Annotated in this window: 12 protein-coding genes; 5 read left to right on the forward strand and 7 right to left on the reverse strand. The window is 32.5% G+C overall.

The features are described 5' to 3' along the window. Nucleotides 1-68: 68 nt before the first annotated feature. Together KO515_RS09375 and KO515_RS09380 are read left to right on the forward strand one after the other, a co-directional pair. Complete coding sequence (locus KO515_RS09375; protein ID WP_215936110.1) at nucleotides 69-1,997, forward strand: transglutaminase-like domain-containing protein; 1,929 nt, start codon at nucleotides 69-71, stop codon at nucleotides 1,995-1,997. Nucleotides 1,998-2,061: 64 nt separating this feature from the next. Continuing rightward, nucleotides 2,062-4,230, forward strand: coding sequence for a DUF3857 domain-containing protein (locus KO515_RS09380; RefSeq protein WP_215936111.1), 2,169 nt, complete (start codon nucleotides 2,062-2,064; stop codon nucleotides 4,228-4,230). 63 nt (nucleotides 4,231-4,293) lie between these two features. Here KO515_RS09380 and KO515_RS09385 read toward each other — a convergent pair whose 3' ends face one another. After that, nucleotides 4,294-5,676 (reverse strand): alanine/glycine:cation symporter family protein, encoded by a 1,383-nt coding sequence (locus KO515_RS09385; RefSeq protein ID WP_215936112.1) that lies wholly within the window; start codon nucleotides 5,674-5,676, stop codon nucleotides 4,294-4,296. Between the two features lie 414 nt (nucleotides 5,677-6,090). On the opposite strand from KO515_RS09385, the gene KO515_RS09390 reads away from it, so the two are divergent. The 3 genes from KO515_RS09390 (at nucleotide 6,091) to KO515_RS09400 (ending at nucleotide 8,281) form a co-directional block, all read left to right on the forward strand. Further along, entirely contained in the window at nucleotides 6,091-7,179 is a 1,089-nt protein-coding gene (locus tag KO515_RS09390) for a heparan-alpha-glucosaminide N-acetyltransferase domain-containing protein (RefSeq protein WP_215936113.1), read from the forward strand. Nucleotides 7,180-7,213: 34 nt separating this feature from the next. Beyond that, nucleotides 7,214-7,666, forward strand: coding sequence for a hypothetical protein (locus KO515_RS09395; RefSeq protein WP_215936114.1), 453 nt, complete (start codon nucleotides 7,214-7,216; stop codon nucleotides 7,664-7,666). A 138-nt stretch (nucleotides 7,667-7,804) separates the two neighbouring features. Then, entirely contained in the window at nucleotides 7,805-8,281 is a 477-nt protein-coding gene (locus KO515_RS09400) for a nuclear transport factor 2 family protein (RefSeq protein ID WP_215936115.1), read from the forward strand. 113 nt (nucleotides 8,282-8,394) lie between these two features. Here the strand turns inward: KO515_RS09400 and KO515_RS09405 are convergent, their stop codons facing one another. From KO515_RS09405 to KO515_RS09430, 6 genes are all read right to left on the reverse strand, one after another. Further along, complete coding sequence (locus KO515_RS09405; protein WP_215936116.1) at nucleotides 8,395-8,943, reverse strand: 1-acyl-sn-glycerol-3-phosphate acyltransferase; 549 nt, start codon at nucleotides 8,941-8,943, stop codon at nucleotides 8,395-8,397. 1 nt (nucleotide 8,944) lies between these two features. Continuing rightward, nucleotides 8,945-10,027: an iron-containing alcohol dehydrogenase family protein gene (locus tag KO515_RS09410; RefSeq protein ID WP_215936117.1), complete on the reverse strand. Its 1,083-nt coding sequence runs from the start codon at nucleotides 10,025-10,027 to the stop codon at nucleotides 8,945-8,947. A 41-nt stretch (nucleotides 10,028-10,068) separates the two neighbouring features. Then, nucleotides 10,069-10,692 (reverse strand): CatA-like O-acetyltransferase, encoded by a 624-nt coding sequence (locus KO515_RS09415; protein ID WP_215936118.1) that lies wholly within the window; start codon nucleotides 10,690-10,692, stop codon nucleotides 10,069-10,071. Nucleotide 10,693: 1 nt separating this feature from the next. After that, nucleotides 10,694-11,401: an HAD family hydrolase gene (locus KO515_RS09420; RefSeq protein WP_215936119.1), complete on the reverse strand. Its 708-nt coding sequence runs from the start codon at nucleotides 11,399-11,401 to the stop codon at nucleotides 10,694-10,696. Next, nucleotides 11,392-12,105, reverse strand: a complete 714-nt coding sequence (gene kdsB / locus KO515_RS09425) for a 3-deoxy-manno-octulosonate cytidylyltransferase (protein ID WP_215936121.1) — start codon at nucleotides 12,103-12,105, stop codon at nucleotides 11,392-11,394. Before kdsB ends, KO515_RS09420 begins: the two co-directional genes overlap by 10 nt. Before the next feature lie 77 nt (nucleotides 12,106-12,182). Continuing rightward, entirely contained in the window at nucleotides 12,183-12,743 is a 561-nt protein-coding gene (locus KO515_RS09430) for a DUF4126 domain-containing protein (RefSeq protein ID WP_215936122.1), read from the reverse strand. Nucleotides 12,744-12,763 lie beyond the last annotated feature (20 nt).

The raw sequence follows: 12,763 nt of genomic DNA on the forward strand, positions 1-12,763 counted from the left end.
TATTACTCTAATAATCCTTTTTATTTCTAGCATGGTTAATTATATTAGCATTCTAGACTCCCATTTACATGATTAAAAAACTACTTATCTTCTCTTCTATTTTCTTGTTTATCACCATTTCATACAGCCAACGAAAAATAGAACCAGATGCTACTGATATTACTAAAGCAAAAAAATTAAAAGAAAAATTTGATCATAAAGACGACGAAATTGCACTTGAAGAAAGTACCGACTACATTACTTTTAATTTTGATAATCGCGACCAAAAAATAACGGTTTCACATGATTTAAAAGAGAAAATGATAAATATGATCTCTCGCGCTGACATTCAAAAATATTCCTTTTATAATGATCAAACTACTATTGAAGAATTCAATATTTTTTATAAAAGCGGAAAAAATGCTGGTTTTTATATTAATGATGAAGCCTCAATAAGTAGCGATTTGTTTCATGTAGACTCTAGAGTAAAATATACCCATGTTGATTTTCCGTTGCAAGGGTATCGTTACAGCACTCATATTTTAAAGACTTATAAAGACATTAAATATTTTACCAAGCTCTATTTTAATGATTCTTATCCCATTGAAAAAAAGGTGATTTCTGTGGAAATTCCCGATTGGTTAAATCTTGAATTGAAAGAACTAAATTTTGAAGGTTATGCTATTGAAAAAACTATAATTCCTAACTCAAAAAACAAATCTAAGATATACACCTACACGTTTAAAGATGTACCAGCGATGCGAAAGGTTTCAAATGCACCTGGACCAACGTATGTATATCCTCATTTGCTAGTTTTAGCTAAATCGTATACTAAAAAAGGAGAAACTCAACCGATATTTAATTCTACTCAAGACCTTTATAATTGGTATAAATCTTTAGTAAACAGTTTAGAAAATGATAATACGGATCTAAAAGCTAAAGTCACAGAATTGACAAAAGATGCCCAAACCGATGAGCAAAAAATAAAAAACATTTACTATTGGGTACAAGACAATATTAGATACATCGCTTTTGAAGATGGTATCGCTGGATTTAAACCAGACGAAGCAGCCAACGTTTTCAACAAAAGGTATGGCGATTGTAAAGGTATGGCAAATCTAACCAAGCAAATGTTAACTGAAGCTGGTTTTGATGCACGACTAACTTGGATTGGCACTAAACATATTGCTTATGATTATTCTACTCCAAATTTATCAGTAGACAATCACATGATTTGTACCTTATTTAAAGACGATGACATCCTGTTTTTAGATGGCACAGAAAAATTTAATGCCCTTGGAGAATACGCTGATCGCATACAAGGCAAACAAGTTTTAATTGAAGACAACGATGCCTTTATTTTAAAACATGTACCTACAAGCGATGCTACTTTTAACAAAGAATTTTATAATTATCAACTTACATTAGATAATGAAACATTAATTGGCAAGGTTAAAAAAGAGTTTAATGGAGAAAGCAGATCTAGTCTCTTGTACTACTTTGATCAGTTAAAAACGGATAAAAAAGATGAATTCTTAGAAGCTTATTTAAGTAGCGCTGACAGCAACAGAAAAGTGAGCAACATTACCACATCAGATTTAACTAACAGAGAACTTAACGTTACTATTTCCCATGATCTTACGGTAAAAAATGCCGTTTCAACCTTTGATAATTCCATATATATTGATCTCGATTTAGATAAAGAATTTAATAGTTATGAATTAAAAGAGCGCGATGTAGATTTTATATTCAATTCAAAAAAATACTTAGAATCTACTACAGAATTACAAATTCCAAATGGTTATAGCGTTACGCACATTCCAGATAACATCAAGGTTTCTAGTAACAATTACGACCTATCCGTGAGCTTTAAAAACGAAAATAACACGTTAACTTATAAAAAGCTATTTCAAATTAAGAATGCAAAAATTGAAACTGAAGATTTTGAAGAATGGAATACATTTATAAAAGATCTTAACACCTTATACCAAGAACAAATTATTCTTACCAAAAACTAAAATTATTAAAAGCGCATGTTCACAAAAACAGCATGTGCGATTAAAATTAAACAAACTAAAACACATGAAAATCAAAGGACTAACCGCTTTCCTATTACTTTTTTCCGTTTCTGTTTTTTCTCAATCCAAAGAAGAATTAGCAGCAAAAGACTTTTTTTGGGGCGCAAATGATGCGTATAAAAATGTTATAGAAGTCCCGGAAAAATGGGCTAAAGAATCTGCTGTAATACTTTACAAAAATGAAAATTACGATTTTCACAAATTTGGAAAAAACGTAACTTACACAAGTTCTATAAGACAACGCATCAAATTATTAGACAAAGCTGCGGTAGAAGAATTTTCAGAGTTTGCATTTAAAAAACGTTTCAGATCAGATAAAGGCCGTTATTCTTGGAAAGAAAAAGGTAACAATTATATAGGTGTAAAAATTGTAAAACCTAATGGAACTGAAATTGAAATCAACGTAGAAGAAGAATCCGTTGAAGTTGATGGAGAAACTAAAGTAGCCATTGCTAATTTAGAAATCGGAGATATTATTGACTACTACTTTTACCGATTAGAGCCTTTCAAAACAACTTATGCCTTCGGTTTTTCCCCTGTTGAAACCTATTTAGGGGAAGAATATCCTGTAGTAGATTTTAAGCTGTTTTTTGAAACTGAAAATGATTTTTTTATCAATTTCAATTCCTTTAACGGAGCACCTAAATTAACTGAAATCGCTACAGAAAAACGCAGTATAAGACGCTACGAACTTGTTGCTTCAGATATTGAAAAAATTCAATCTACACGCTGGACTTATCCGCTTTTAGAATTACCTTCTTACAAGTTTCAAGTTTATTTTGCGAGATCTGGAAAGTTCGAAGATAGAGCCTTAGCTTTTTTGCCAGAAAAAGAAGACATCATTAAAACGTCCGTTTCAAAAGATGAAGTTTTAGAGCTCTATGACAACCGCTTTAAGCCCGACGGAGATGTTGGCGATGTTAAGCGGTTCTTTAAACAGAAAACCTTTGCTAATGATTCAGAAAAAGTAACTGAAGCGTATTATTTTATGCGTCATTATTACTTAACTCGCTTTGTAGAAGCTATGATTGTAAAGGATGCTGAAATTATGAGCTATCCTTTTGTAAACTACGGTAACCCTGTTTTTATTCAGAGTCAAAAACAATTTGTACGCCACTTTACAGAGTTCTTAAAACGTGAAAAAATAAAATACGAAATTGTCGTTGCAAAAAAACGTTATGATGGTAGTATTGAAGATTTATTAATAGAAAAAAATGTAAACGTTCTTATTAAAGTAAAAACCGCCACTCCACTTTATGCAGAACTATTTAGTATACACACTAACATTAATGAGTTTTCTCCATTAATAGAAGATACGGAAGTTTATCTTTTATCTCCAACGAAAAACAAAATAGATGTCATTGAAAAAGGAAAACTTCCTGTATCTACACATTTAGATAATGAAACAAAAAAAGATATTATAGTTAGCTTAAATGATGATTTTTCAGAAATTAATCTTACAGCTGTAAACAGTTACAAAGGGCACTCTAAAAAAGACGAACAATATGAGCGTTTAATGTTTACTGATTATGTAACTGAAGATTATGCGAAGTATGAAACCGAATCATTTATAGATCTTATAAAGCGTAAAAAGAATAAAATCCGATACAAAAAGGAATTAGATGCTGTAGCCGAAAAAATTAAAGCTAAACAAATTGAGCGCTTTGAAAATAGTGCAAAAGCAGAATTTCAAGTTGAAGACCTTGAAGATTACACTTATGAAATTAATGAAACAGGACGTTATGCTCTAGATGCCTACTTAATTTTTACGGAACGTTTTAAAGCTAAAAATACATTAATAAAAAAAGCAGGTCCAAATTATATTCTTGAAATAGGTAAACTTATTGGTGGTCAAATAGACCTTGAGGAAAAGGAACATCAACGTACTTCAAATATATACACTGCTAATGCCAGAAGTTTCAATTACAGCATTACTTTAAATGTTCCTGAAGGCTACACCATTAGTGGTTTAGAAAAATTAAATAAGTCTGTTGATAATGAAACTGGCGCCTTTATAAGTACTGCTAAAATTGAAGGCGACCAACTTATTATTAACACTTCCAAGCAATACAAACACAATTTTGAATTGAGCAATAATTGGAGTAAAATGATGGCATTTTTAGATGAAGCTAATCAGTTTACTAATGAAAAGATTTTACTAAAGAAAAAGTAAATCTTACTCGCCCTATTAAAACAACCTCTTATAATTATATTTAATTGTAAGAGGTTGTTTTATTTAATTTTCATCTTGTTTTAATTGTACTATATATCGTTTCAATTCTTTAATTACTTTCGGAGCCAAAATAAGTGTTGCCACCATCGTTGGAATAGCCATTAAAGCAAACACGCCATCAATGAGGTTAATCATCATAGTTAAACTCGTCGTCGCTCCAATAAAAATACTTAGAATATAGAAATAATTATAGTAGTGTTTCTTATCCGCTCCAAAGAGAAAAGACATACATTTAGTCCCATAATACGAGTATGAAAATAGCGAGCTCATACTAAAAACCGCAATACAAATAAGCAATAGATACTTCCCATAATTAGGCATAACATCAGCAAAGGCAGAAGCTGTAAGACTCACACCATTATCTGAAGTCGTTTCCCAAACCCCAGTCACTAAAATAGCTAAAGCTGTTAATGTGCAAACTATTAAAGTATCTATCGCAGGACCGAGCATTGCTACTAAACCTTCGCGAATAGGCTCATCTGTTCTAGCTGCTCCATGAGCCATTGGCGCTGTTCCAATTCCGGCTTCATTAGAAAACGCTCCACGTTTTATACCATGAAGAATTAAGGCTCCCAAAACACCTCCTAAAAAGGTATCACCTTCAGGATAATAACTAGCCGAAAAAGCATCTGTAAATATCAGTTTTAAATAATACAATAATACATCACTATGAGACACAAGAATAACAATAACCAATACAAAATACAAGGCTACCATGCCTGGCACCAGTCGAGATGCTACAGTTCCTATACGTCTAATACCACCTAAAATCACCAACCCTGTAATAAATACCAAAATGACACCTATGGTGAGATTCGTATACAATCCAACTTGCACACCATTCGGAATTAATAAAATATCATTTAAGGCTTGGGTCAATTGATTCACATTAAAAACAGGTAATGCGCCAATGAGTCCACAAAAACTAAAAAAGACAGCTAACGGCTTCCATGATTTCCCCAAACCTTCCGTAATAAAATACATGGGTCCACCTTGAATGTCACCAGCACTATCCTTACCTCTATACATTATTGCTAAAGTCGAGGTGAAGAATTTAGTAGACATCCCAATCACAGCACTCACCCACATCCAAAATACAGCACCTGGTCCACCAACTGAAATTGCAACAGCCACACCTGCGATATTCCCCATGCCAACGGTTGCTGACAAGGCTGTAGTTAACGCTTGAAAATGCGAAATATCACCAGGGTCATCAGGGTCATCATACTTACCTCTCAAAACATTTAAGGCATGCCCTAAATACCGAAATGGTAAAAAATGTGAACGTATTAGTAAATATAAGCCTCCACCAATTAATAAAATTAGCAAAGGTAATCCCCAAGCTAATGACGAAAAATCACTGAGTAGTTCGTTTAAAAATTCCATAGATGATAAATGTAGTAAACGGTTTGAATTTATTCTTACATCTTAACCGTTAATTTATCTACGCCATTATAAATCGTTAATTATAATTTAAAATATTGGGATCACAAGAAATAAAATTAATGGACTAGACAATAACGCAGACATTTATTTTCATTTTAATCCTGTCAATAACACAAATATGCTAACCACTCAATTTGTAGACGAACTCTCTATCTCTATGAACCATTTGGAAGCACTTTCCATTTATCCAAATCCTACTTTTGGAGTATTAAATATTCAGAGCAAAACTAAGATCGACGCTATTACCAAGTTTTAAAAAGGTGATTATTATTTTATACTATACCTGATAATAGTCCAAGAATAAATTGCTTTTCAATTCAAAAAACTACCTTTACCTTTTCAAACTTTATTTTTTTGAGCACAAATCGACTATATTTCATAGATGCCGTAAGAGCATTTGCTATCTTAATGATGTTACAAGGACATTTTATAGATACACTTTTAGACGTTTCATACAGAAACCGCAGCTATACAGCTTTTAAAGCTTGGGAATACACAAGAGGTATTACTGCACCGACATTTTTTACTATTTCGGGTCTCATTTTTTCTTATTTATTAATTAGAGCGAAACTTAATGGAACAATTGAGAAGCGAATGCATAAAGGTTTAATACGAGGATTTATGCTTATTGGTATCGGTTACCTATTGCGAGTCACAATTTTTGAATGGTTAACAGGTAAATTTCCCAATTCGTTTTTAGTTGTAGATGTATTACAATGTATCGGTCTATCTCTTATACTTATTGTTTTTATTTATAGACTCACATTTAAGAAAACCTTGGCGTTTTCTATAGTGATGTTACTACTTGGTCTGACCATTTTTATGTTAGAGCCCTTGTATCGCCATTTAGAATTACCTGAGGTTCCTATGGTCTTCTCAAACTATGTATCTAAAGCAAATGGTTCTATTTTTAATATAATTCCTTGGTTTGGTTATGTCGCTTTTGGTGCTTTTATTGCAACATTATTTTATCGCTATATAGAACGACCAAAGTTTAAAATAGCTATTGTTTCTGGTTTTCTTGTAATCGGAATTGCACTCATATTTAGTTCTTCTGAATTTTTAATGCGGTTATACTATGCTTTTGATGTTTCAACCTTAAAGGACGTTGCTTATTACAATTACCTATTCACAAGATTAGGAAATGTGTTGATAATCTTTTCTTTGTTTTATTTAGCAGAGAATTATATTAAACAACCGTTAATTTTAAAAATTGGACAGAAAACACTATCCATCTATGTCATTCATTTCATTATCATTTATGGTAGTCTCACTGGATTTGGATTACACCAATTTATTGGCAGAACTTTAGAGCCCTGGCAAGCTATTATAGGTGCCATACTGTTTCTTTCAGTTGTTTGTTTTATTGCATTACATTATGCAAAAACGAACGAATTTGTGTATTCCAATTTGCAGAAAATTATAGATAAAATTAGACGTTAAATTCATTATCTTTATTTAATACATTTTTACCGACATGAAAACTTACCAATTAATAATCGTAATCGCTCTACTGAGCTTTTTATCTTGCGACAGACTCGCCGACAAAACAAAAGAAGGCATTAACCGAGGAGGCGAAGTTGTTGGAGAAAGTGCTACGGAATTTTTTGAAGGAGTCTCCGAAGGTGTAGATAAAACATTAGAATGTAAAATTATACTTTCAAATGACCTACAAGAAAAAGGTTTAACAGCTGGCGTTTACGATATTGATAGCCAATCTAGCAAAAACAATAACAAACTCACGCTTTATATTATTTTTGATTCCGATTTTAATAAAGACGTAATTGCCAAAGCCTATAACAAATCTGGGTTAGAAATTGGTAGAGCAAAAACAGTAATCTCTGGAACCAAAGGAGATGCTGATTATTATGATTTTTTGTTTGATGAACGTACAGATATCGGATTTAGAAACACAATAACTATCGAGTAAAAAAGACCACCCATATAAGGTGGCCTTTCACTTTCATAGCAATAAAATCCCATTCTAATAAGAGAATATGAACCAATAGCACCATACTTACGTATTTTTGTACTGGATGGTTTTAAAAATCTTTAAAAAAATAATCACATGGAAAACCTTATAAAAACTTTTTATACTGCTTTAAAAAATTGTGACGGCGCAACCATGGCCTCTTGCTACCATAATGACGTTATTTTTGAAGATCCAGCTTTTGGAGTTTTAAAGGGAGAACGCGCTAAAGCCATGTGGTTAATGCTTTGTAACTCTCAAAATGGCAGTGATTTTAATGTTGAATTTTCTAATATAAAAAGTGCTAAAGACAGTGGTTCTGCTCATTGGGAAGCACATTATACTTTCAGTCAAACGGGACGAAAAGTACATAATAAGATTGATGCTAAATTTGAATTTAAAGATGGATTAATCATCAAACACACCGATGAATTTGACTTACACAAATGGGCAAAACAAGCATTGGGAATTAAAGGTATTTTCTTTGGCGGCATGCAATTTTTTAAAAATAAGCTTCAAAGTCAAACTAATCATTTATTAGATAAGTTTATACAATCAAAAAAGCTATCCAATTAAAATAGATAGCTTATTGAGGCAATGTTTCTTTTTAGTGACTTGGAGTTTACTTTATGTTTCATTGCAATATAAATACTTCAAATCTTGTGCCAAAATTCTAATAAAATACGAATCTAACTGTATTCTTTCACCTTTCCTTCAACACCTTCATAAAAGGATTTCATATATTTAAAATCCGCTTCCATATCGTCTGTTGGGTAAAATGGTTCTGATACCTTATTCTGTTTATTTTTAAAATCAAAAGTGTACATTATAATAGGCACATTCGCTTTTTTTGCAATGTAATAGAAACCTGTTTTCCATTTTTCTACTTTCTTTCTGGTACCTTCTGGTGATAATGCTAACCTAAACTCTTCTTCTCCTTCAAATAATTTAGCTATAGTTTCAACTTTATTCTGACCAGACGTTCTATCCAAAGCCTTTCCACCTACGGCTCTAAAATAGTAGCCAAATGGCCATACAAAAAGCTCCTTTTTTCCAACAAAATTTGTTTTTACTTGAGTGACTTTCCTTAATAAAAGAGACAAATAAAAATCAACCCAACTAGTATGTGGAGCTGCAATGATTACAGCTTTCTTTACGGTATCTTTTGAAAAATTAGTATTACCAACAACTTTCCAACCTAATACTTTAAAATATATAAATTTTGCTAACCAGCGCATGTTACATTTTTTTATATAACTCCTGAAGCTTTTGTCTAGTTATAATGGTTTTCCAGTTCTTACCAATAGCATTTTCCCAAAGCGGTTCTAAACTTAAAGCGACATCAATCATTGTATCAAACTGATCTTGTTCTAAATTAGCACAAATACCTTGAGGCAATTGAATATTATGCTTTGCTTTCATCTGTTTAAAAATCGCGACACCTTCTGGGTAATAGTCTTCTAAATGATCAAAAACGATACAATTACCAACACCATGTTTTATTCCTAAAAGGTAGCCTAAACCATAACTCATAGCATGGGCAACACCGACTTGAGAATACGCAATACTCATACCACCGTGCCAAGAAGCCATCATTAATTTATCTTGTGAATCTTCGATACTTAACGTGTCTTCTAAAAAGATTTCTTTACAAAGTTCGTAGGCCTTTTCACCGTAGCTTTCGCTAAACGCATTTAAATAAGTACCCGTCAACGACTCTACACAATGTACAAAGCAATCCATACCTGTATAAAACCATTGATCTTTTGGAACATCTTTAGTTAACTCAGGGTCCAATATAACTTGATCGAAAGGTGTGTAATCACTATTAATACCCAATTTACGAATTGGACCAGTTAAAATTGTAGTACGAGATACCTCTGCTCCTGTTCCAGAAATTGTTGGAATTCCAACATGATATATTGCAGGATACTTTATTAAATCCCAACCTTGATAATCTTTAGATTCCCCTTTGTTTGTCAACATTAAAGATACCGCCTTAGCGATATCTAAAACAGTACCACCACCTATACCTATAATACCTGAAGGAAGCTCACTATATTCTAGTATAATATCTTCTACCAACTGATCTATTTGATCTGTCCTTGGCTCTTCTTTAGTAGGTACATATATAATTTTATCCTTATAGGACAAGGTAATACGAGACGTTAACCAATGATTGCCTTTAAAAACATCATCAACATAAAATATAAATGGTGCGTTACGTCCTTTGCGCTTTGGAGCGAGAATTTCATCGAGTTGATTAAAACTTCCTCGTCCAAAAACAACTCTGGACACCATTGGATAATTTTTGAATATCATTTACTTTATATCTTTAACAAAAATAATAACTTAGTTTAATTTTAATGACTATTTAAATGAAATTGTAATCTTTCATTTAAGAGTCCAATATGATAGCCATCTACCAAGGCATGATTAACACTGATAGCGACTTGCATTTCCTTTTTTGATCCAAAATTTTCCATTTTACTAAACGCTAATTTAGGAATGGAATCTTTTTCACCATTAAACGGTTCTTTATGACCTGTAAAATTCACCCAAGGCAAGGATGAACAATGTACACACCCCATAGAATTCACAGGTGGAAACAGCTCATTAGAGTTAAAAATCCGTTCTTTTTCTTTTAAAAAATTAGTTTGAAATTTCAGAATATCCTCATCATAATTCACAAATGAAAACCCAAAAGTTTTATTCGGTCTTAAAATTGTTGCCGATGCATGAATTGTATCATACAGCACCACATCGTTAGAATCGTTTATTCTATATTTAAAATTTTCAATTTCATTTATTGCTTGCATTGTAGCATGCAAATATTTTACAAAAAAAGATACCTCACTGGAACGCGAAAACTCATAAGCTTTAGTAACATCTACCTTGAAGGTGACACCAAAATAAGGATCAACGAAGGTGTTAAAAAACTCAAAGTGAGCTTGTCTACTCCAGGTATGTTTATCAATTATTCTCAAACTATGAATTAAAAAAATCTAAAATTTCCGTAACATTCTTTACCGTTTTATAATCAGAACCATTCGCTTCTTTCTTAGACACTTGTTCATGTTGCCAAGTGGTATGAAATGGCACGTGAATCGCTTGAGCTCCTATTTTAACTAATGGTAAAATATCTGATTTTAAGGAATTCCCAACCATTAAAAATGACTCGGGTTCTATATCTAATCGTTTTAACAATTGTGTATAATTAGTTTCATGTTTTTCGCTTAACACTTCTATATGATGAAAGTATTTTAACAAACCTGATTTTTCTAACTTTCGTTCTTGGTCCAATAAATCACCTTTTGTTGCCACAATCAACCTGTAATCTTTAGACAATACTTTTAACACCTCTTCTACTCCTTCTAAAAGTTCAATAGGTTTATTTATCATATTCTTACCAATGGTCAGTATTTTAGAAATTATAGCGTTAGAAACTGTTCCGTTAGATAGTTCTACAGCCAATTCAATCATTGATAATATGAAACCTTTCACACCATAACCATATGTGGGAAGATTAACAATTTCCATCTTAAATAGCTCTTGATCTATTTTATTTGGAGTTTCATAATGCGACAATAATTGCCCGACTTCTTCTTCCGCTTCTCTAAAATAAGTTTCGTTAACCCACAGAGTGTCATCAGCATCGAAGCCTATTACTTTTATGTTACTGTAATTTACTTCCACAATCGTTTCGCTTTTTCTAAATCTTCTGGTGTATCAATTTCCACACCTTGTATTTTGGTTTCAACCATTTTAATACGCTTTCCGTATTCTAAATATCTTATACATTCAATTTTCTCGGAAGCTTCCAAAAACTGCATTGGTAAAACCGTAAAATCTAATAAAGCTTCTTTTCTAAACGCGTAAATACCTTTGTGTTTAAAGTAACGCGCTCCCACATTTATATCTCTTGGAAAAGGAATTGGACTTCGAGAAAAATATAAAGCAAAATTCTGTTGATCTACAATGACCTTTACCGTGTTTGGGTTATTAATTTCTTCTAAATCCGAAATTTCAACCATTAATGATGCTAAATCAATTTCTTTTTCAGTATCATCTTTAAAAACATCGATGACCTTTGCTAAACTTTCACGCTCAGTAAAAGGTTCATCTCCTTGCACATTAATTACAATATCACAGTCGACATTCGCTACAGCTTCAGCAATTCTATCGCTTCCAGATTCGTGCTCCTTTATGCTCATTATGGCCTTTCCTCCATTATTAACAATCTCATTAAAAATGATATCACTATCTGTCACCACATAGACTTCACTAAATAATTTAGTGGCAACTGTGGCTTCATAAGTTCTTAGTATTACAGATTTTCCTGCTAAATTCTGCATCAATTTCCCTGGAAATCGAGAAGCACTGTAACGTGCAGGAATCATGGATATAATTTTCATTTATTGGATATGTATAACGAATTCATTCAGTTTCAAAAATAAGGTTTAAAAGATGATTTCGCTCAATTTGAACGTAACTTTTTATAGAGTTTATAAACTACATAAAATATGAATATGACTAAAATAAATGCCAAAATCGGTAAAAATATAGAGACCACAGACATCACAACAGACGTTCCTGTTTCTATAGTTGAAACAATAGGATTTCCAAAACCAGCAGTAGAAACCGTAGAACCCAAACGTGTTGCACTGGCAGAACTTTTTACTGCTGCTGCTGTACCTCCTCCTGCTATAATGGCTAAAGCCCACGTAATTACAGGACTCAAATCTGCAACCGTAGATACCATAACTGCCGTACCCGCAATTGTTGCCAACGGAATTGCAATTGTATCTAACGCGTTATCAATGACCGGAATGTAATATGCTATAATTTCGACCACTGTTGCAATACCAAGTGTAATTACTGCTGTTGTACTGCCAATCCATTGCCAAGACTCATTGAGTTCCCACACATTGAAATAGGCGGCTAAGCTTAAAGCAAACAATGGTAGAAAAACTCTAAATCCAACTGAAGCCGAAAGTCCGATGCCTAAAAAAATACTTAGAATTGTTTCTGTCATGATATTTAGATTGGTTAGATTGG

Source organism: Winogradskyella psychrotolerans, assembly GCF_018860545.1.
Lineage (GTDB): Bacteria > Bacteroidota > Bacteroidia > Flavobacteriales > Flavobacteriaceae > Winogradskyella > Winogradskyella psychrotolerans_A.

Excerpts from the sequence above, each read along its gene's own strand:
- KO515_RS09380 (WP_215936111.1), top strand. The coding sequence starts at position 2,062 with ATGAAAATCAAAGGACTAACCGCTTTCCTATTACTTTTTTCCGTTTCT.
- KO515_RS09400 (WP_215936115.1), top strand. The coding sequence starts at position 7,805 with ATGGAAAACCTTATAAAAACTTTTTATACTGCTTTAAAAAATTGTGAC.
- KO515_RS09405 (WP_215936116.1), bottom strand. The coding sequence starts at position 8,943 with ATGCGCTGGTTAGCAAAATTTATATATTTTAAAGTATTAGGTTGGAAA.
- KO515_RS09395 (WP_215936114.1), top strand. The coding sequence starts at position 7,214 with ATGAAAACTTACCAATTAATAATCGTAATCGCTCTACTGAGCTTTTTA.
- kdsB (WP_215936121.1), bottom strand. The coding sequence starts at position 12,105 with ATGATTCCTGCACGTTACAGTGCTTCTCGATTTCCAGGGAAATTGATG.
- KO515_RS09410 (WP_215936117.1), bottom strand. The coding sequence starts at position 10,027 with ATGATATTCAAAAATTATCCAATGGTGTCCAGAGTTGTTTTTGGACGA.
- KO515_RS09385 (WP_215936112.1), bottom strand. The coding sequence starts at position 5,676 with ATGGAATTTTTAAACGAACTACTCAGTGATTTTTCGTCATTAGCTTGG.
- KO515_RS09375 (WP_215936110.1), top strand. The coding sequence starts at position 69 with ATGATTAAAAAACTACTTATCTTCTCTTCTATTTTCTTGTTTATCACC.